The organism is Methanosarcina sp. 2.H.T.1A.6, assembly GCF_000979455.1.
GTDB lineage: Archaea > Halobacteriota > Methanosarcinia > Methanosarcinales > Methanosarcinaceae > Methanosarcina.
On record NZ_JJOY01000007.1, the window covers coordinates 1 to 19778 of the forward strand.

At 43.2% G+C, this 19778-nt stretch carries 16 protein-coding genes; 3 read left to right on the forward strand and 13 right to left on the reverse strand.

Annotation, left to right across the window (positions count from 1 at the left end):
• Positions 1 to 816, reverse strand: an 816-nt coding sequence (gene gmd / locus EO98_RS02820; RefSeq protein ID WP_048138540.1) for a GDP-mannose 4,6-dehydratase, incomplete at its 3' end; no start/stop codon positions are given.
• A 1092-nt stretch (positions 817 to 1908) separates the two neighbouring features.
• Here gmd and EO98_RS02825 point away from each other — a divergent pair.
• Positions 1909 to 2823, forward strand: a complete 915-nt coding sequence (locus EO98_RS02825) for a glycosyltransferase family 2 protein (protein WP_048138541.1) — start codon at positions 1909 to 1911, stop codon at positions 2821 to 2823.
• A gap of 361 nt (positions 2824 to 3184) precedes the next feature.
• Positions 3185 to 3823, forward strand: a complete 639-nt coding sequence (locus tag EO98_RS02830; RefSeq protein ID WP_048143729.1) for an acylphosphatase — start codon at positions 3185 to 3187, stop codon at positions 3821 to 3823.
• Positions 3824 to 4262: 439 nt separating this feature from the next.
• On the opposite strand, the gene EO98_RS02835 is transcribed toward EO98_RS02830, so the two are convergent.
• The 12 genes from EO98_RS02835 to EO98_RS02885 all read right to left on the reverse strand — a co-directional run bounded on the left by EO98_RS02835 (position 4263) and on the right by EO98_RS02885 (position 17870).
• Positions 4263 to 5717, reverse strand: coding sequence for a TIGR04279 domain-containing protein (locus tag EO98_RS02835; protein WP_048138529.1), 1455 nt, complete (start codon positions 5715 to 5717; stop codon positions 4263 to 4265).
• Between the two features lie 276 nt (positions 5718 to 5993).
• Positions 5994 to 6758 (reverse strand): hypothetical protein, encoded by a 765-nt coding sequence (locus EO98_RS02840; RefSeq protein WP_235283494.1) that lies wholly within the window; start codon positions 6756 to 6758, stop codon positions 5994 to 5996.
• Between the two features lie 379 nt (positions 6759 to 7137).
• Positions 7138 to 8646, reverse strand: a complete 1509-nt coding sequence (locus tag EO98_RS02845) for a lipopolysaccharide biosynthesis protein (protein ID WP_048138531.1) — start codon at positions 8644 to 8646, stop codon at positions 7138 to 7140.
• A 710-nt stretch (positions 8647 to 9356) separates the two neighbouring features.
• Positions 9357 to 9515, reverse strand: a complete 159-nt coding sequence (locus tag EO98_RS19515; protein ID WP_369799019.1) for a hypothetical protein — start codon at positions 9513 to 9515, stop codon at positions 9357 to 9359.
• Between the two features lie 13 nt (positions 9516 to 9528).
• Positions 9529 to 10404, reverse strand: coding sequence for a polysaccharide deacetylase family protein (locus EO98_RS02850; RefSeq protein WP_369799020.1), 876 nt, complete (start codon positions 10402 to 10404; stop codon positions 9529 to 9531).
• Positions 10405 to 10468: 64 nt separating this feature from the next.
• Positions 10469 to 11896, reverse strand: coding sequence for a nucleotide sugar dehydrogenase (locus EO98_RS02855; RefSeq protein ID WP_048138535.1), 1428 nt, complete (start codon positions 11894 to 11896; stop codon positions 10469 to 10471).
• 141 nt (positions 11897 to 12037) lie between these two features.
• Positions 12038 to 12976, reverse strand: a complete 939-nt coding sequence (locus EO98_RS02860) for a UDP-N-acetylglucosamine 3-dehydrogenase (RefSeq protein ID WP_082098449.1) — start codon at positions 12974 to 12976, stop codon at positions 12038 to 12040.
• 47 nt (positions 12977 to 13023) lie between these two features.
• Entirely contained in the window at positions 13024 to 14106 is a 1083-nt protein-coding gene (locus EO98_RS02865; RefSeq protein WP_048138536.1) for a DegT/DnrJ/EryC1/StrS aminotransferase family protein, read from the reverse strand.
• A gap of 66 nt (positions 14107 to 14172) precedes the next feature.
• Positions 14173 to 14841: an acyltransferase gene (locus EO98_RS02870; protein ID WP_048134930.1), complete on the reverse strand. Its 669-nt coding sequence runs from the start codon at positions 14839 to 14841 to the stop codon at positions 14173 to 14175.
• A 643-nt stretch (positions 14842 to 15484) separates the two neighbouring features.
• Positions 15485 to 15646, reverse strand: coding sequence for a hypothetical protein (locus tag EO98_RS18150; protein WP_156160994.1), 162 nt, complete (start codon positions 15644 to 15646; stop codon positions 15485 to 15487).
• A gap of 473 nt (positions 15647 to 16119) precedes the next feature.
• A complete protein-coding gene (locus EO98_RS02880) occupies positions 16120 to 16980 on the reverse strand; it encodes a CPBP family intramembrane glutamic endopeptidase (protein ID WP_052734456.1) in 861 nt (286 codons plus the stop codon).
• A gap of 2 nt (positions 16981 to 16982) precedes the next feature.
• Entirely contained in the window at positions 16983 to 17870 is an 888-nt protein-coding gene (locus EO98_RS02885; protein ID WP_048138537.1) for a DUF1616 domain-containing protein, read from the reverse strand.
• 905 nt (positions 17871 to 18775) lie between these two features.
• On the opposite strand from EO98_RS02885, the gene EO98_RS02895 reads away from it, so the two are divergent.
• Positions 18776 to 19675 (forward strand): glycosyltransferase family 2 protein, encoded by a 900-nt coding sequence (locus EO98_RS02895; protein ID WP_048143955.1) that lies wholly within the window; start codon positions 18776 to 18778, stop codon positions 19673 to 19675.
• Positions 19676 to 19778 lie beyond the last annotated feature (103 nt).

The window sequence follows — 19778 nt, forward strand, 5'->3', positions numbered from 1 at the left end:
TATTCCTAACTCTTTGAATGTAAGTTCCGTAAATTCCCTCACCGAGTGGGTTTCGCCTGTTGCTATAACGTAATCGTCGGGGGTTTCCTGCTGGAGCATGAGCCACATGGCTTCTACATAGTCTTTTGCAAAGCCCCAGTCTCTTTTTGCATCAAGGTTTCCCAGGTAAAGCCTTTCCTGCATGCCGTACTTTATTTTTGCAGCAGCCATTGTGATTTTTCTTGTGACGAAGGTTTCGCCGCGGACCGGGGATTCGTGGTTGAAGAGGATACCATTGCATGCAAAAATTCCGTAGGCTTCCCGGTAGTTGATTGTGATCCAGTAGGCGTACAGCTTGGCGGCTGCATAGGGGCTTCTCGGGTAAAAAGGAGTAGTTTCTTTCTGGGGGATTTCCTGGACTTTTCCGTAAAGTTCGCTGGTAGAAGCCTGGTAAAATTTTGTTTTCTTTTCAAGGCCAAGGATGCGGATTGCTTCAAGTATCCTGAGGGTCCCAAGGCCGTCAGAATTTGCCGTATATTCCGGGGTCTCAAAAGAAACCTGGACATGGCTCTGGGCGGCAAGGTTGTAGATCTCGTCAGGCTTGACTTCCTGAATAATGCGGATAAGGTTGGTTGAATCGGTCAGGTCGCCGTAGTGCATGAAAAAATTCACATTTCTCTCATGAGGGTCTTTGTAAAGATGATCTATTCTTGCAGTATTGAATGAAGAAGACCTTCTTTTGATTCCATGCACAATGTATCCTTTCTCAAGTAATAATTCGGCTAGATATGCGCCGTCCTGGCCTGTAATTCCTGTTATTAATGCAACTTTAGGCAACCCTTTCACTCCATTCCTTTTAGAAATTTCGAACAGATTCTGAATTAAAATTAGAATTCATGCGTCTTCGGTTAAGTGAGGAATCATGATAAATTGCCTCCACTTCACAACAGTTATTAAATATTCGATCCTATTGTAAGCTGGAACAGGGTATCGATTTCATGTTAATAGGCCAAAACTTAAGGCAGGCTTCTGGTGCAAAATCGATAGCTTTAGGGCAAGAAAATTCCTTAACCGATGACCAATGAATTAGAATTAGATTTACTAAATTTTCCTCTACAACTCATTTAATACAGCTCATTTTTATAATCTCAGGCCTTGTGCCGAGAATAATTGCAATCTTCATATTTTTTACCATGTTCTCGCCGGGAAAGACGCGCTGACTTTCTTAATATTTAGTGAATTACATCCTATAGTTATTTAAGTTATTTGATCAGTGTTTATCATTTGCCATCCTTGCTTTTCCTCATTACATTTTTTTGATTTATAATCTCACTTTTTCGTTGATCGAAAATATTTTTATAAAGCTATTGAATTATGATTTTCTCATATATATCCTGAACCTGAACCGTTTTTTAGAATTGTACTGGAAAATTGCGTTTTAAAGGAGAAAACATAGAACCATTAGTTCTTAAGAAACCGTTCATGCTCTTAAGAATGCAAAATCAGGATTTCTGAGCATGTTTTATAACTTGCATGCTCTTTTGAAGCCTCTTTAGCAAAAAGAAAGACCCTTTTCTTTTCCCGGCAGGTTGTCCTTCAGATCCCTTTGTCTAATAGCATGTTCTCAGGTTATGTGTGTTTTTGTCCTTGAGGCACAATCAATAATCATGACGGACCTCTTTCTCCTGGTCAAGATATATTTTTAGTCATATTTGTACTCTTAGATGAGTATTTATACCTGCAAACTGCTTCGTCTTAGCTAATTAGTCCCACAATGACTATTTGTGGGGTTGTTTAGTGGTCTGGACAAGAATGTTGCGTTCCATCATAAGATCCAAAATATAATTCCAATTACATGTTCATTCATTCAACAAGGGGTGTATTAAAACGGGTGCAGAAATGGCGGCTGGGCATACTTTTAGGTTTCTTATGCCGCATGAGGTTCTTACAGAAAGGCAGGCTGCTTTGTATAACATAACCGTGCTCCTACCGGCTTATAATGAGGAGGTCTCCATAGGGAGCGTTGTCCTGCTTGCAAGAAGGTATGCTGATAGAGTGATAGTTATTGACGACGGCAGCTCGGACCGGACAGCCGAGGTTGCTGTAAACGCCGGGGCTGAGGTGGTTGTCCATTTCCCTAATCTGGGAAAGGGCATGGCTTTCAAGACTGGCTTTGAGGCTGCCGGGGATGCAGATATTATAGTTACCATGGACTCGGACGGGCAGCACAACCCTGCAGATATCCCGAAGCTCGTTGCCCCGATCCTCAGGGGTGAAGCTGACATGGTGAATGGGAGCCGTTATCTGAACGGGCACCCCACCGACACACCCGTCTACCGCCGCCTTGGCCAGACAATCCTTGACAAAGTTACGGTCCTGAACTCCGGAATCAAAATTACTGACTCCCAGAGCGGGTTCCGCGCCTTTGCCGCCTCCACAAAAGACGTCTTCCGCTTCAGCGCCACAGGCATGGCAATAGAAAGCGAAATGCTTGCCGACGCAGGGAGGCATGGGTTAAGAGTAAAAGAAGTTCCTATAGGGGTCAGGTACGACGTCGACGGCTCAACCGAACATCCTGTAAGGCACGGCCTGGGTGTTTTGTTCAAGATTTTTACGGACATCGAATATAATAAGCCCCTGTACTGCTTTACCCTGCCCGGTTCCCTTCTCGGAGCAAGCGGGTTATACATGGGAGTTGGTTTTTTGCGGACCTTTTATCTCGGCGGGAGCCTGAATTTCGGTCCGACTGTTTTGATGATTCTGCTGACACTCACCGGGGCCTTTATGGCTTTTACCGGAATTCTGTTGCATTCGATAGCTGGGCTGATCACGCATCTAAAATGAGGGGAAATGATTGGGTCACGGGTGTCTATCTCGTGAACTTCCGGAAATCAGGAAATCTGTATTCTGCATGACATCAGACAAAAAGGGCTCTGAAAGCTTTGAGCGGGTATGTGTGGGGTCTGGAAAGCCTCTGAGGCAATCCCTGTCCTGTAGACTGATGTTTTAGCTGTATCTGAAATAAGGGCGCAGAGGGAAAAGAACTGGTAATTTCTATCCTGTAATCATTTTTAATTTCTTTTATTGTCCTGGAGCTCTCACCGGGTGCTGTAGGCAGCCGGCCTTTCCCTAAAAATTGCTATGTGTATGGCTCGGGATAAAATGATAACAAGGTTTATCTCCTGTTACGAAAAATAAGTCTCATATGGAGAAACGTGCCGAGATCAAAGTATATGGTCGAGTCCAAAAAGCAGGTTTCAGAGATTTCATTGATGAGATTGCTTTTAATCTGAATCTCAATGGATACGTTAAAAATCTTGATGACGGGGCAGTACAGGTTGTTTGTGAGGGAAACGAAGACGCCATTCTCGAATTGCTCACAAAAATTAACATTACTCAATATCCCATTCGTGTAGAAAATATTGACGTGGTCTACAAAAAGCCAACAGGTGAGTATACAGCATTTGAGCTTATCAGAGACGAGGATCTGACCACAGCAACTTATGAAAGAATGGACGCGGCTGCGAGATATATTCGAGAAATGAATTCAAACCTCGGCGGGAAAATGGACTTCATCGGCGGGAAAATTGATGTTCTCGGCGGGAAAATGGACTCCATCGGCGGGAAAATTGATGCTCTCGGTGGAAAAATGGACTCAATCGGTGGGAAAATTGAATCACTCGGCGGGAAAATTGATGTGCTGGGCAATAAAATCGATCAGGCCAGGGTGGAAATAACATACGAAATCCGCGTAAGCCGGGATAATTTCAGGTCTCATCTTGATGAAAGGATTTCAACCATAGAACGCGAGTTATCTCTTATTAAAGCAAAAGTCATTCCCTGAAATACTGCTTGAGCAAAACATCTGGCGCATTAATTATTTTTTCAATTTTGCGTAGCTTAAACGTTTTTATCTCTTCTCTTCTGTTTTCATCCGGGTTACCGTCCCTGAACTCTCACAGCCTGCGGAGAACCCCTGGCTTTTCTGTTAAAAATACCCGCTGAAATCCAGGGCTTTTGGAGAAGGCGCCTGAAAAGTTGGGGGTTTGAAAGGACCACAGGTGCTTAAGACAGACTTTAGTGCAGTTTTTCAAGGTCCCATGAGCAGTCCGTTAAAACCTGGCTAAAATCTCTCCGGGCAAGTTTGCAGAGGTGTCCGGGCCGGGAGAAAAATAAAAAATAAAAAATGAAAAATGAAAAAACCGGCAGGCTCCCGGTTAGATCGCTCCTGATCTTCTTCAGTCTCTATCAAGGCCCGAAATTACCTCCGCTTTTTTCCGGCTTTAGTGCCTTCTCTTCAATATCACAATCCCTATCATAAGCGTTCCCAAAAAGCCTATGAGGAAGGAAGCCAGTTTAAGGGGATTTTTTATGACTTCTTCTGCCTGGAGAATTTCTCCCCGAATCTGGGGTTCGAGGTTTTCGAGTCCGAGTGAGCTTGCAGTATCAAGAATGGACTGCTCGGTTTCCAGGGTGGAAGGGCTTTTATCCTCTATTGAAAGGTCGGTGGCTTTTGAGTCATCTTTTTGTTTTTTGTCTGACCCATGTGATTTTTTGGGGGCACATATCGCCAGCTCTTTCTGGGCTATGCCTGTAAGGCCTTTGCCGTTTTCATAGGCAGCTGCAAAGAGGAGGTAGTCTCCGGGGGGGAGGTCGAAGGTTGTCAGTGAGAGTGTGTTCTGGTTCTCATTTCCTATGCTTATCGTACCGTTACCTTCTCCGATCATGGTCTGGATTTCGGTCGTGAGTTCATCTTTGCTGAATTTGGACTCGTAGTTTGTAGAATTAATGCCGAATTCATTGATGATATCAATTCCGTTAACGAAGATATCGGTCCCGTCCACTGTCCCGTTTGAGTTTACATTTATTTCTGCGCGGTAGGCGTCCTCCCTTATCAGCAGGGCCCCGTAGGTATAGTTCCCCTGAGACGGAGCCTTTTTCAGGTTCAGGTCGACTTCAAGATTTTCGCATTCTTCGAGGGTGTTCGGGGAATCTACTTTCAGTTCGTATTCCAGTACCTCAAAACAGGTTGCTGAAAGGACTTTCCTCTCCTCCGCAGGTTTTTTATCTTCGTTGCCTGCAAGCATTATGAGTACTCCATAACTGCCTGCTGGAAGGGAGTCAAGGGTCAGGGGGGCGGACAGATCCCCATTTTCGTTCAGGACCGTGGTGGTCACCAGAGTTGTAGAACCCGTGCTATTGTCGAAGATTTCCTTTAAGCTCCCGGCTTTCCCATCCCTGAGATCCTTAAAGGCGCCTTTAAGGGAATTCACATCAAGCCCCTGGACCAGATAAATATTCACGTTCTGCTTCCCAAAAGCTGCAGGTCCTTTGAAATCCATCTTCACTTTCTTGTTTTCAGTGTAAAAGGGATGGGTGGAGTACGGGTATGTAAGTACCAGTTTCGAATCATCTCCGGCGGATACCCCTGATTTCAATTCAAGAGTAGTTCCCGCACTTTGAAGGCTGTTCGCCCCGCTGTATGTAAAATTAAGAGGCTGTGGGAGCTGAATTTCCTCTCCTCCGCTGAGAAGGATCCAGCCGCCTTCCGTCAGGCTCTCATTATGGTCTGCAAAAAAAATGCTGTTATCATTTTTTTCGAGAACTGCAATCCAGGGCTCTTCTTCGGAAAATGCCGCTGATACTGAAATGAGTGAAAAAGTGATCATCAAAATTGTCAGGGCTAACCTGAATATTTTGCCATAAATTCCGTTATATATTTCCGTTCTTTTTTTCATTACTACTACCCCTTAGTTACTCTCTTCCCTGCTTAATTCAGGTTTTTTGCTCTTTTTCAGGGCTTTAGCTGTTAATCTTTTTTTAATTAAATATTATTCAACATTCATATCTTTATTTAAAAATACATGTTCGCCATTAAAGAGATTTGCAAGGGGTTCCGGAACATTTAAAGTATTTAATATTAAAAATGTTTAATATTTAAAGTGTTTAATATTCAAAGTGTTTAATACTTAAAATGTTTAAATACCCTTTTTGTCTTCCAGAACTCCATAATTTTAACGCTTTTTAATCCTTGAATAAAGCAGAAGTAGTAGCATTCCGGCTAAGATCCCTTCTATCCATATGTTTGAGGCCTTCCAGTCCCGGGATAAATCTTCTTTTTGGCCCTCTTTTTGTTCCGAAGAGAGTGTCATATCCGAAGGCCGGCTTTCTGCCGTCTGCAGGGTAACCTGCTTTGCAACGTCCCCTACCTTTATCTCAAAATTACCTGCCGGGATCGATTTAGTGTCGTACTTATAGCTGAAATTCCCTGAATCTACCTTCACCTGCTGGAAACCTGTAATCCTGAGCTTGACATCAGAGGCGTTTGATTTCCCGTCAAGCCTGATCTTGTAAGTCCCTGGGGGGACGCCTGCCTGGGAAACCGTGGCATTTCCTTCTTTTGCCTTTCCAGTTATGGTTATCCAGAGTATCATCTTTACTCTCACGTTCAGGTCATCGACACCTATTGCCTGCACAGTAAAACGGTTGTTGAACCCGGGCGGGATTCTCACATCGTCAAGCAGATACTCGTATTTGCCGTCCGAGACCCGGACATCCTTTTCAAAGGACACCCACACGTCTGCTGTCTCTCCTGCGAAATCAGCTCCTCTGATCTCTATTGTGTCCCCAACTACCGGGTTTTCAGGGATAAGTTCCCAGCTGTTAGTTGCAGCATTCCCGGGAAAGGGGATCAGGCATAGAAGTACCGGAAGGCAGAACAGCAGTTTCAGCTTTTTTCGATTACTCCGGTTCTGGATGAAAGCGGAAGCGAATTTCATGAATGTAATCCCCTCAGAAAGCAAAATTGTGAATCTCTTTTTTCGATATTTTTGTCTGCATTTGATTAACATAACTTTCAGATAATCTGCAGATCAATCAGCACTCTTATGTTGTTTTTCGTTTTAATATACTGGGCGTTCGGCGGCAAAGAATTTCACCACGTACTGGCTTTTACAACGATCTCTATCAGAAAAGTCTATTTTATATTCCATCTTAAATTCGATACGACTTCCCGATGAATACAAATCGGGGTATTAATAGAAATAGCATGGTTATCAGTATTTCTCATCAGATCTGTATATAGAGCACAGCCTTTTGAATATGATCCCATCGATTACCTGCGATGAGTTCTTACGCTTTTTATGCTTTTTACGCTTTTTACGTTTTTCCCGGAAATTTGAGTTCCCCTATTATCTCTTTTACCTGTTTATCCGTTTTCAGTATATACAGATAGTAAATGCAGATAATCAAACCGGAGATCACAACCAGAATGACCTGGTTTATTCCTGCGGTTTTGAGAGCTATCAGGACTGCTCCTGCAGGGATAAAGAGGACCAGGTTTGAGAATACTATTTTCAGGGCTCTTGAGGTCTTTACCCCGGAGTAGTACATCATTTTCAGGCACAGGTAGCCGTACACTACAATGCCTGATATGGAGAAAAGGGCAAGGGCTATACGGGCACTTCCGAACATGCCGCCAATTGTGAGGGACAGGAAGCGGGTTGTCAGGTTGAAAAAATTGTAATTGAAACCGAAGTGGTGTTCTTCTACTACCAGGTATATTGTGGTTAAGGGGGATGAGATAAACCATATAAAAGCCCAGAGGCTCAGGATCTGGGCGTAGACTCCTGCTTCTGTCCAGGCACTCCCGAATATCACGGTAAAGACATCGCTTCCGACAATTGTGAGAATCAATATAGGGAACATGCCTATGAGCACGAGCATTCTGAATACACTTTCAACAAGAGTACTGAGGGTGCCTTCGGATATTGCCCTTGATGCCCTCTGGTAAAAGACCTGTGAGATTGAACCTCCAATAAAACTCATAGGTAACTGGAGCAGGCGGAACCCCAGGGAATAAAATCCAACCACCGCCGGAGTGAAAAAGGCTGAAAGAAGAAAAGCCGGAAGCTGCCAGGAGATTGAGTTCATAAGGGCAGACCAGCTGTCTATAAGTGGAAGTTTGCGGTGCCGTATAGAGCTTTCATATATCTTTTTCCAGCTCAAGCTCTTTGTTATCAGGTTTCTATCATCTCTCCAGATCTGCCCTCCAAGCACGAATGTTGCTACAGACTGGCCCGCAAGGCTGCCGCCGATTAAACCAGTTGCAGTTGGGGGGTGTTCTGCAAGCCCGAGGATGATCTGGGTTGCAGTGGTCGAAACCGAACTGAAAACCCTTGAGAAGGAGAGCCTCTTGAAGAGTTTTGTTCTTGAGTTCCAGTTGTTGAGTGCGAGAAAAACCCCATTTACAAACACGAACGGGGGGACAAGCCAGAGATAATCCCCTATCTGCGGGGCATTCAAAAGGTCAATTATCGGGGTTTTGAAGTACCAGATAACTGGCACGGTTAAACCGGTAACAAAAAAGACTGCGAGGAAACTCAGCCCTAAAAGGTTTATTGCTTCTTCGTCTGATTCAGGCAGCATTATAGATAACTCATACCTCAGGCATGAAATAACGCTTATAATGCTCGTGATAGAAATATACAGAGCCCATACTCCAAAATCCTCCGGTCCGTAAAGGCGGGTCAGAACAGGAGCTGACAGAATCGTAAGGATCTGAGCAAAGGCTGTTCCGCCTGCGAGTGTCAGCACATCTGATACAAAACTTGCCTTCTTTTCTTTTTTATATGGCTTTTTTGCCACATCTGCTTTCTTTTCATCCATAGCCACTACCCTGGCAAGGGATGTTGTTTTTCAGGCCAGATAACTGGAAGTTTTTAAATCTCTGGAGTGAATCGTTTAAATTCCTGAGGTTATACTTGCTCCTGTGGTTATATTTGCCCTTTTAAGAATCCTAATTCTTCAGAATTTCAGTAACCTGACCTTTCCTTACTTTTTACCCTGGCCTTTTCTCCCTTCCCAATTTCCTATACACAAATTATCCTTATAAACTCATCCGACTCAACAGTTCCTTTCTCCCATTAGTGACAGCCGGTATCCGGAAAACTCATCAAGTACAGGCCTTTTATCATCTGGTATTTCCAGATGGTTACAATGAAGAAGGCAGAAAGCCCAATTTTTTTAGCGTGAGGTAGTTGACCAGAAGATTATAGCCCCTGGGCTCAACGGGTAAAATAATTATTGAACCTTTAACAGAAATTCACTGTTAACTTTTTAACAGCCAAAGTTCCCTAAACCAACATCAATCAAGTTAATCCACTTGAGGCAGCCACATATCTGGCAAAAAAGAATTTTCTTTGAGCTGCCGGTTGATGTTGTTTTATTCTTTTTGTGAATGAAGATCAATTTAGTCTTTTAATTGATCCTTACTTTTAATTGATCCTTACTTTTAATTGATCCTTACTTTTAATTGATCCTTATATTATCGTAATTTATTTAGCAACTATGATTTATTCAGCAACATAGCACTGTTTTTAGATCCCCGGCTCAATCTGACTGGTCCACCACTTATAGATTTCCTCTCCGCTGGTAATCCAGGCGTTTTTGCCGGCACAGTACTCAAGGACTTTTTCGTAATATTTAAGAGTCTCTCCCTCAATGCATGTGTTGTTATGCCAGAGGATAGTAATCACGCCGTTATGCCGTTCAACAGTATCGATAAGATACTTCGTACATTCCCAGGCTTTTTTTTACATCAAGGCGCATGTAGTCTTTCAAAAGCGAGCGGTCCATTATCACCAGTGGAAGCTCCATAATGTCGATCTGACGCCCCTCATTCAAATTAAAAGGCCTGAAAGGATGGCACATCCCATTTCTAAAGCCAGCGCAGTCTGGATACCCCAGTGTGGTGTCGTATTTGAACCCCGCTTTACTCAACAATTCCCAGGTATTCGGTACGTTAAACCTTAAATAGTGATTTCTGTACCCGATAACCCTTTTCCCTAAGACTTCCTCAAGCCGACTTTTTTTTTCTTTGATATCTTCAAGGCTATTGAAAGATTCATGCCCCCCATGCAGGCCAACTTCCCATCCACTGTCGGATATAAAGCCCATTTCAGATTCAAGGTCTTTAATGTTATAATTAAAGTCCGTTTCTTCAGGGTTCAGGGCAAGAAAATAAAAACTGGATTTTGCATCATATTTTGCCTCCAGCTCCACTATTTTCCTGAAGTTCCAGCATGGATTACATTTCTTGCAAATCCTGGAAAAAGGGGTTTTCATCGTCTCGGTCAGATTCTTTCTGGCAAGAGCTTTAATAGACCCGATAATCGGATACAATTTTTCCGGGTAAACCGCGTCGATGTCGTGTGTGAGGCAGACCGCAAACTTTTTTCCGTCCGGATACTGCGGTTTCAGCCCGTTTTCTAATAGAAATTTGGAAACTCTCGGTTCAAAAATACTTCTCTGGCTGCTTAGATAGTACGGAAACCTTTCATACCTGTCGCGAAAGATCAGGTCGTACTCTTCCTTTCTGGTAAAGAGCTCCCAGAGTTCCTTGTTTTCTTTCAGTTTTTCAAACATAATTATCGCCCTATTTCCCGGATATAAAAAACAAATTCTTCTTAAAAAGGGGAATTTTTCCCCTTTATATTATCTCATGTGAGTTCTTATCTCCCCTCCCAATCCCCTTATACACAAACCCCTTTCCAATAAACTCATCCGGCTCAACTACATTTCTTCCATCAACAATTACCGGATTCTTTTTCCCACTTACTTTTTTCATCCAATCAGCTGTCACATCAGAGTAGGCGCTGTGTCCTGCAAGCACGATTACAGCATCTGCACCTTTTACAACCTCTTCCAGGTTATCCGAAATCTCGACGCCAGGATAATTGACAACGTATGGGTCGTGTACCATAACACTGGCCCCAGCTTTCAGGCAGAGATCTCTGTACGGTTCTGACGGTGTGTTCCTGGCATCGTCCGAGTCTTTGATAAATGCCCAGCCGAGCATTGCAACCTTTGAGCCCTTCATATTCTTTCCAAGCCTCTCAAGGGCTGCAACAGTCAGGTTGTACATGTGTGCAGGCATAAAGTCATTGACTTTTCTGGCAAGCACGTAGATTGAATCCGCACCTTCTGGATAGTCCAGCTGTCCTTCACCAATCTTAACTCCTCTTTCCAGATGGTATGTATCTTTGGTCAGGCAGTGGCCTCCAACCCCTGCTCCGGGCCAGAGGATAGCTCTTGTTATACCCTCGCCTTTTAAGCTGTCAACCCCGGTCCTGACGTCATAGACATTTATGCCCATGGCTTCACAGTAAAGGGCAAGCTGGTTGATTGCTGCAATCTGAAGGTCGCGGAAAGTGTTCTCCGCAGTTTTTGTAACCTCAGCTGCAGTTGCACTCATCGGGATAACTTTTCCGACAGTGAGCACCGGTGAGTAAAGCTCAACAGCCCTTTTTGTGCTTGCCTCATTAATTCCGCCTACGATACGGTCGTGTTCTCTGATGTTTTTCAAAAGCCTGCCTACCATTACCCTTTCAGGGGCATGGGCAAGGGCAAAATCTTCGCCTGCTTTCAGGCCGGACTCTTCCTCAAGGATCTGCTTTGCCATTCCTGCGGTCGTTCCCGGAGTTATTGTGGATTCGAGGACTACAAGCATACCCGGTCTCAGGTATTTTCCTGCGTTTCTGATGCCCTCTATGAGAGCGCTGAAATCCGGTATAAGGTCTCTGGGATTTGCAAAAGGAGTCTGAATTGCAAGTGTGACTGCATCAAGTTCGGAGATCCTTGAGAAATCGGGAGTACATTCGAACTTGCCTGCTTTTACGACCTTTTCAATGAGTTCTTCGAGGCCTGGCTCTTCCCCTTTGAGCGGGCTTTCTCCCCTGTTGAGCATATCAATCTTGTAGCCTGAGCTTTTTGAGTCGCGCTGGAAGCCCAGTACTTTGTCAAAACAGGGAGCATCTGCGAATAAGACGGCTGCGGGGATTCCTACATAACCCATGCCAAGTACTCCTATTTTTTTGATAGGGCCGCGTTCCTTTAGAAGTTTTTCCAATTTGCTCATGCTTTATCACTTTCCAGTATTGTTTTTAAGATATTCTTCCATTTCTCTGAGGCATTCGGATTTTTATAGAACGAAGTGTAAAAACCCCAGGTTTAGACCAGGGTCAGTTCACTTCCATCACCGTTCTGGCTTTTATGCGGTTTACTTCCCTACTTCAATTAATCTTTCTTCTTCGTAGGACCTGATGGCTGCCATTGCAACTTCAAGGGCATGTTTTCCATCTTCGCCGCAGGGGTTAGGTTCTTTGCCCGTTTTAATACAATCTATGAAATAAACGAGTTCGTTTTTCAGAGGTTCGCTTGGTTCGACTTTGGCTTTTCTGATCCAGCCGTTGTCATGAAGTTCGACTGTCTGGTCGATGTAGTCCAGATAAGCTACACCCTTGATTCCTATTGCTGTCAGTTGCCTTACTTTATGGGGAGTAAGCCAGTTTGTTTCTACAACGCCTGCAAAATTATGGTCCATGCGCAGGATAATTGAGGCATGGTCTTCAAAAGAATGGATATCTGCACCTGCAATGGCGTAAACACCCCTTATCTTCTTGCTGTAAAGGTATGAAATGACGTCTATATCGTGAACACCGATATCCAGAATTACTCCAACGTCCCTTATCCTCGGGTTGTAGGGGCCGACTCTCCTGGTAGAGATGGACACTATCTTGCCAAGAGTACCCGAATCTATGATTTCTTTGAGCCTTATAACTGCAGGGTTGAAACGTTCTATGTGCCCTACCATTAGCACCTTATCTGCTTTCTTTGCAGCTTCTATCATCAGGTTTGCGTTTTCAACCGTGTCTGCAATCGGTTTTTCTACAAGGACATGAAGGCCTGCGTCCAGGGCATCAAGGACTACCTGTTTATGCAGTTTTGTGGGCACAACGACGCTTACTGCATCAAGGCCTTCGGCAAACATTTTTTTGTAATCTGTATAGGCTTTCGTTTTAAACTGAGCGGCCATGGCTTCGACTCTGGTCTGGTCTACATCTGATATTCCGGCAAGCTCCACGCCCTCCATCTCGCTGTAGATTCTGACGTGGTTCTGGCCCATGGCGCCTGTGCCTATTACTCCTACTCTAATCAAGGTTTCACTTCCTGTTTCTGAGAATACGGTTACTGCCAGGGAATTACTCAATAGTTTGAATAAAATTCTCTGGTTGCCTTAACTATCTTCTGCACGTCATCTCCGGATAAAGACGGATGTACAGGGAGGGAAAGAACCTCTTCTGCTGCTTTCTCCGAGACAGGCAGGGAATCTTTGTACCCGAGTTCCATATAATAGGGCTGTTTGTGGATGGGTATCGGGTAGTGTACTCCGGTTCCGATTTCTTTTCCTTTCAGGAAAGCTGCCAGTCCGTCCCTCTTTTGAGCTCTGACTGTGTACTGGTGGAAAACGTGGGTGCAGCCAGGTTTTGTTACTGGAGGTACAAGCCCTGAAATGCCTTTGAGTCCGGCTGAAAGCATGGCTGCGTTTTTCTGCCTGGTAGCAGTAAACCCTTCCAGTTTTTCGAGCTGAACAAGCCCGATTGCAGCTGCAATATCAGTCATGCGCAGGTTAAAGCCCAGCATTTCATGCAGGTAGCGGACCTTTGAGCCGTGAGCCCTGATCATCTGTGATTTTTCTGCGATTTCCTTTTCATTTGTTGTAATCATCCCGCCTTCGCTTGTTGTCATGTTTTTGGTCGGGTAGAAGCTGAATGCTCCGGTCCCGAAACTGCCAACCCTTTTCCCGAGGCATTCTGCGCCATGGGACTGGCAGGCATCTTCAATCACGACAAGCTTATGGTCTTCAGCGATTTCCATTATGGCTTTCATATCTGCAGAGTGTCCGTAGAGGTGGACAGGCATAATGGCTTTCGTTTTTGAAGTAATCTTTTCCTGGATTTTTTCGGGGTCTATATTATATGTATCCGGTTCAATATCTGCAAAAACAGGTTTTGCCCCGGTGTAAAGAATACTATTTGCAGTGGCAATAAAGGTGAAGGGACTTGTAATTACTTCGTCTTCTTTTCCAATGCCGTGGGCAAGAAGCGCGATATGCAGGGCTGCAGTGCCGGAGTTTACAGCAACTGCATACTCGCAGCCGGTGTACTCAGAAAAAGCAAGCTCGAACTCTTCTACTTTTGGTCCCTGTGCAATCATACCTGAGCTCAGGACCTTCGTTACTGCATCAATCTCTTCCTTGCCCAGCAGGGGCTTGGCGATTGGGATCATTTTTGGACCTCTTATAATTATCTTAATAAAACTTTAATATTACTTAACTTTGATTTTTTGATAGGTTTATATTCGATTTAACTCTTTAAGATCTTCAGGAAGCTCCTGTATTCTGGCAGGTACACCGATCGCTAGCTTCCAAGGAGGCACATCTTTTGTCACAAGGGCTCCTCCGGCAACCATTGCTCCTTCCCCTATTTCCACTCCCGGAAGCAGGGTCGCGTTAGCGCCTACAGATGCTCCTTTTCTCAAAACAGGGCCTTTAAGTTCGTATTTTTTACGGATGGGATATTTGTCGTTGGCAAGAACAGCACATGGTCCGATAAATACATTGTCTTCGATAACCACATTCGTTGGGATATAGACGTTTCCCTGAATACTTACATTGTTTCCTATCTTCACGTTTCCATCTACGATAACGTTCGTTCCGATAAGTACATTGTCCCCTATTTGTGTGTTTTCCCTGATCATTACGTTATGTCCGGTCTTGAAGTTTTTTCCGGTCTTTACGCTGGAAAAAATTGTCGAACCTGCTCTTATAATCGAGTTTGGACCTATAATGCAACCCGGAAAATCAAAGTCCTCTATCTCCACATCCTTTTTGAGTATCTCCATGAGGACTCTGTGTTCTGGATACCCCAGTATTACATTCTCCAGAATTACTGTATCCTTTCCGATTACAGAGGTTCCATAAACCTTAGAAGAACTGTGTATTTTGAATTCTTTTGAGTTCATATTCTTCCCCCGTTTTTCTCCTGTACCTTATAACTCATTCGGAGCGCTTCGAATCAACGCTACATGTCAATTATTTTTGTATAATTTTGGGGTTTCCTGTTCGCGGATCACCGGGTTAATTTCTTGTTCCTGGGCTGGCGCGAACGCGATTATAAGTTCTCGTTTTTCCCTGTACTCACTCCCTGTAAGTTCTTAACTGTGTTAATTTTTTGGCTGAATATACTTTGTAATTATTTAAGTGATTTGGTTTATTTACCTATCTATTGCTTTCCTGATTTCTTCGGATAAGTTTCTCTTATTTACTCTGGTGGTTTTGCATTAATCGTCGACTGCTGGCATCTGAAATTCCTTTACTATCTTTAATAATACCGACTTAATGCTGATATTTTTCTCCTGCTATTTTCTCCTGTTATAATGCCGTTATCCTGATGCCACCTTTATTATAGTTAATTCTTACAGTTATAATTTTTATATGAAAGTTCCTCATCTTAAAAATTTTGGGTGCATCCCTCTTAAAGTCATATAGCTGATCTACCTTGTCCTCTATCTTAATTATATAATTGACCTTTTTCTTCCACTCTCCGGACCGAGACGTTCAGGGTTTTCAGGGTCACCCGCCTTTTTTTCGGTTGCTCTCTTAGGTTCATATAGCTTGAATTCTGGAAAGCAAAAGGAGGAGGGTTTTTATATCAGATTGCACATCTGTTTCTCTTATACCTGAATCAACTGGAGGAGTTCTGACTACGCTTACAAGTTTAATTTCATCAACTTCCGCTTCTTCGGGTGCGTTATCAATGATGACCACACTAGGGGTCCCTGAAGGTGCATCAGTGGCCGTAGCGACTTTGCTTTTACTGTTACTTTTCCGAGACTTCCTTCCTCTGTCAAAGAACTGGGGAGATTCTGTAAAAACGTCTCTGAATATGGGAATAATTCCACTTCTGTTTTCTTTCGGTGCCGTTATTCTTTATAAGCTTGTAGCTCTCTTTTAACGTATGGAAAGCTCATTTAAGCCTTGAATTCATGCGCATCGACAAAAATATCTCTTTTTTAAAAACCGCATGGAATAAATTTCTCTTATCATTTTTTTAAAAAAGTTTTCGGCTTTCTTTTCTGCCTGTTAACTTTCATGCATTCCTCGTCTTCTCTTTTTCCTCTACTCCTCTTTTCCCGTTTCCCTTACATCTTCTTCTTTTTAGGTATCATCTTACAGGAAGGAACAGGTGAACAAGTTAGAGAAAATGAGTCCAGACAACGCAACTTTTTTAAAAAATGAATTTATAAAATATGGGGGATAACCCCAAAGAGGAAGACGTTTATGAAACCATGGATCATTGTGACCAGAGGGAGGCTTCGGGTTCTGTAGAACATAAATCCTATGATAAAACCTACAAAGAGGGTGTAGAATACTTCACCTATGTTTCCATACCCTGAATGCATTAATCCGAAAAGGACGCTTGTGATAATTAAACCCCCACGGCTACCGAGAAACTCTTCGAGCCGGTTCTGCAGAATGGACCTGAAGATGATCTCTTCAACAAGACCCACTAAAAAGACCATTACGAGGGTAAGTCTCAAAAGGGAGGGAATTGAAAGGTCGGGGATGAGGTAATTCGTCTCTACTATTAAGTATTCCCCTACTCCAAGCAGGAGCCCCATAATTATCGAGAGTGGAATATAAACCCACATTCTTTTGAAGGTTATTCCAAGCCGTTCTCGAGTAAACCCCTGATCGGTGAGTGCAATCGTTACTGGAATTGTAAGGAGTCCGTAGATAAAGACAAACGAGTAAAGGGTTTCCTCATAAAATGCTGGCATTGAAAGGTTTACAAGTCGCAGGATTGGCAGCAGGAGCAGGGCCTGGTAAGTTTTCTGGATCTCCTCATTTTTGATATATAGCATGGAAAGAGAAAGCCCTAGCAGGATGACTGCGTGTACCTCCATGGCTTCTATAGGTCTTCCAGAATATATCATAAATTCCGCAAAAGCGATGGCCAATATCGGAATTATCAGGTAAAGTCCTTTGTTTTTCAATGAAGACTTTTGTGCCGCCCTATTTTCAGGTACGTGTATATACTCAGGAGTTTGTATCTCTCTATTTTCAGATATTTGCATCTCCTGATTCTCATATGTTCCCATCTTCAGGCCTCCTTGGTAACGTTTATCCAGAGGCGCAGGTCCCTGTAAGGTACATCCTTTTCAGTCTCGTTGAAAAGCAGGAACTCAAGCTCCATATTCTTTCCTTCAAAAGAGGGGGTTATCTCAAGGGGCTCTTCCAGGGTTATGTTGTCGTCAAGTTTTATATTTTTCAGGTTCTCAGGCAGCGGTAGGGATTTGTTTTCGAGCCTTACATCCATTGTATAGTTTACTGCCCTATGCTCATGGTTTGCGATCCCTATAATGACGGTTCCACTTTCTCCCTGCACATACTCTGTAGTATAGTTATCAGCTTTTCCCTCGGGCCCGAGGATATAGAATTCTGTAAATGGCTCCTGGTCGTGGGGAACTATGGATACATAAGCCACACTTCCTACTAAGGCCAGAACGGAAATTGCCAGAAAAGTTCTGAGTGTCTTTTCCATTGATGACTCGGGTTTTCCCATAACTTCAACTAACAGGGAACGGGCAGACGCCTTGAAAGAGATCCCAAAGGTTTTGTCTTCTGGAAGCTGCCTCCTGCGGACATATGCTGCTGCGCATGCAAGGATGATAAATACAGAGAGGCTTGCAAGAAGAGGTACTTCCTTGATCCCGAATGATGTATTATTAAGTACAAGTCCTATAAGCGGTACTATTGCAACGCTCATTCCAACAGAAAGTGCTGCTCTTTCAATTCCCTCAAGTCCGGTTTTTGTTGGAAATAGCAAGGCTACAAGGGCATATCCCGGTAGGAATAATACCAGTGGTAGGCCAAGGACTATGCGAATAAAACTCTCACTTAGTACAGGAATAAGTACGAAAATATCCGTGAGAACTACAAGGCCTACCACAAACAGCAGGTCAGATGGAAACTTCTGGTTCCCGGCCATATAACTCCTCATAAAACGGTTTTAATGTTTTTCTGGCTTTCCAGTTTTATCTTTCTTGATCAGGTTGATCTGCCTATTTCATTATCCCTCTCGAGGGGATTTTCAGAAAACCCTTTCGGCTGTTTTTTTTCGGTCGGTCTTCTATAATCTTCTGCTGCGAAGAGTTGAGAACCGGAAGGTTGGGGATTGGCCCGAGTTTCAATTCAGGAACTTTCTTTTCTATTTAGTAAAGCTTCCGTTCCTGAATAGTTTCTCTTTTTTTCAATAATGATTTTAACTCGATCTACTCAAATACTTTTTTGTATAAAATATCTTCCCCTTTTCCTGTATGTTATTATAAAAATGTATTTCTTCTTTATGATCTTGCTGAGGAATTTTACGGTTCATATCAAGTTTGGTATTTTTTTGAGTGTGTTCCCAGAATAAGTCTATTCTTTTTTTTATGCTACTGCGTATCGTAAAAAACTTCTTAATTTCGGCATCTGTATAAATTTTTATGTCCATCTTATAATAAGTAAAATTTATATCGGAGCGCTTTAAGTTCCTTTCTAGGCTAACGGGATTTCCAATCAAGCTTATTTCTTTTTCGTTATCGGGGGGACTGCTTAATTATCTTTTGTGTCCCAATGTTTATATAGCTCATATCTTAAAACAAATACACGTCTTATTCCGAACTATGACTTGCTTGCAGGGCATCTTTCCTTTCCCTAAAAGGAGCACAACAATCCCCCAAATGATGCGCTGTAGATCTGGTTACAGGTGATCCTTAGAAACCCTTTAAAGTTTGTGGAGCGATGACTCTGAAAAATATATTCACTGTATTTGAAATTCTCGCCGATTTCTCTATAGAAAGGCGCTTTATAAATATTCTTGAGTTTTTTCATCAAAGAGGTAGATGATATCATATGACCATTACTATTGCAGCCATGCCTGCGTATAACGAAGCCCATTCCATTGCAGATGTTATCAAAGGCTGCAAAAAATACGTAGACTGGGTGGTGGTCGTGGATGATGGGAGTACGGACAATACTGTCGATATCGCTGAATCTCTTGGTGCCTATGTAGTCCGCCATGAAATAAACAGAGGCTACGGAGCAGCCCTTCGAAACTGTTTTGAAACCGCCCGCAACCTCGGCGCAGGTGCTATGGTCATAATCGATTCCGATGGCCAGCACGATCCTTCCGAAATTCCCCGTCTTCTTGAGCCCTTAAAACAGGGATTTGACCTTGTTATTGGCTCAAGGTTCGTCAACGGCAACGGAAAAAATGTCCCTATTTACCGTAAGTTTGGAATGAAAGTTCTTGATATTGCAACTTACATAGCAGGTGGTCTCAATGTCACTGATTCCCAGAGTGGTTTCCGTGCATATGGCAGAAAAGCTATTGATAATATAAACCTTAACGGGACTGATATGTCTGCCGGCTCCGAAATTCTTATTCAGGCAAGAGACCATAAACTGAAATTTACTGAAGTCGAAATTCACTGCAGGTATGATCTTGAGGATTGTTCCAGTGAGCATCCTTTCATACATGGTCCCCGGGTCCTGTTTCAGATTCTTAAAGATATGGAGTACAGGCGTCCCCTGTACTATTTTGCCGTTCCTGGCCTGATTATGGCCTCCACTGGTTTTCTTATGGGACTTAAGTTTTTGCAGGATTACATTCTGGGCGGATACCTGCGTTTCGGGCCAACGCTCCTTATGGTGATGCTGACAATTATAGGGGCTTTTATGATATTTACAGGAATCATACTGCACGCCATTTCAAGAATGATATTTCTAAATGAACAGATTCGAAAACAATAAAGGTTAAAAACGGGGTCATTTTATGGAATATCCTTTTGTTTCGGTTGTAATAGGTATTCGCAACGAAGAAAAATTCATTGAAGAATGCATTGAAGCGCTTCTT

Coding starts and splice junctions, on each gene's coding strand:
- EO98_RS02845 (WP_048138531.1), bottom strand. CDS start 8,646: ATGGATGAAAAGAAAGCAGATGTGGCAAAAAAGCCATATAAAAAAGAA.
- EO98_RS02840 (WP_235283494.1), bottom strand. CDS start 6,758: ATGAAATTCGCTTCCGCTTTCATCCAGAACCGGAGTAATCGAAAAAAG.
- EO98_RS02855 (WP_048138535.1), bottom strand. CDS start 11,896: ATGAGCAAATTGGAAAAACTTCTAAAGGAACGCGGCCCTATCAAAAAA.
- EO98_RS02895 (WP_048143955.1), top strand. CDS start 18,776: ATGACCATTACTATTGCAGCCATGCCTGCGTATAACGAAGCCCATTCC.
- EO98_RS02865 (WP_048138536.1), bottom strand. CDS start 14,106: ATGATCCCAATCGCCAAGCCCCTGCTGGGCAAGGAAGAGATTGATGCA.
- EO98_RS02830 (WP_048143729.1), top strand. CDS start 3,185: ATGGAGAAACGTGCCGAGATCAAAGTATATGGTCGAGTCCAAAAAGCA.
- EO98_RS02870 (WP_048134930.1), bottom strand. CDS start 14,841: ATGAACTCAAAAGAATTCAAAATACACAGTTCTTCTAAGGTTTATGGA.
- EO98_RS02885 (WP_048138537.1), bottom strand. CDS start 17,870: ATGGCCGGGAACCAGAAGTTTCCATCTGACCTGCTGTTTGTGGTAGGC.
- EO98_RS02825 (WP_048138541.1), top strand. CDS start 1,909: ATGCCGCATGAGGTTCTTACAGAAAGGCAGGCTGCTTTGTATAACATA.
- EO98_RS02880 (WP_052734456.1), bottom strand. CDS start 16,980: ATGGGAACATATGAGAATCAGGAGATGCAAATATCTGAAAATAGAGAG.
- EO98_RS02850 (WP_369799020.1), bottom strand. CDS start 10,404: ATGTTTGAAAAACTGAAAGAAAACAAGGAACTCTGGGAGCTCTTTACC.
- EO98_RS02835 (WP_048138529.1), bottom strand. CDS start 5,717: ATGAAAAAAAGAACGGAAATATATAACGGAATTTATGGCAAAATATTC.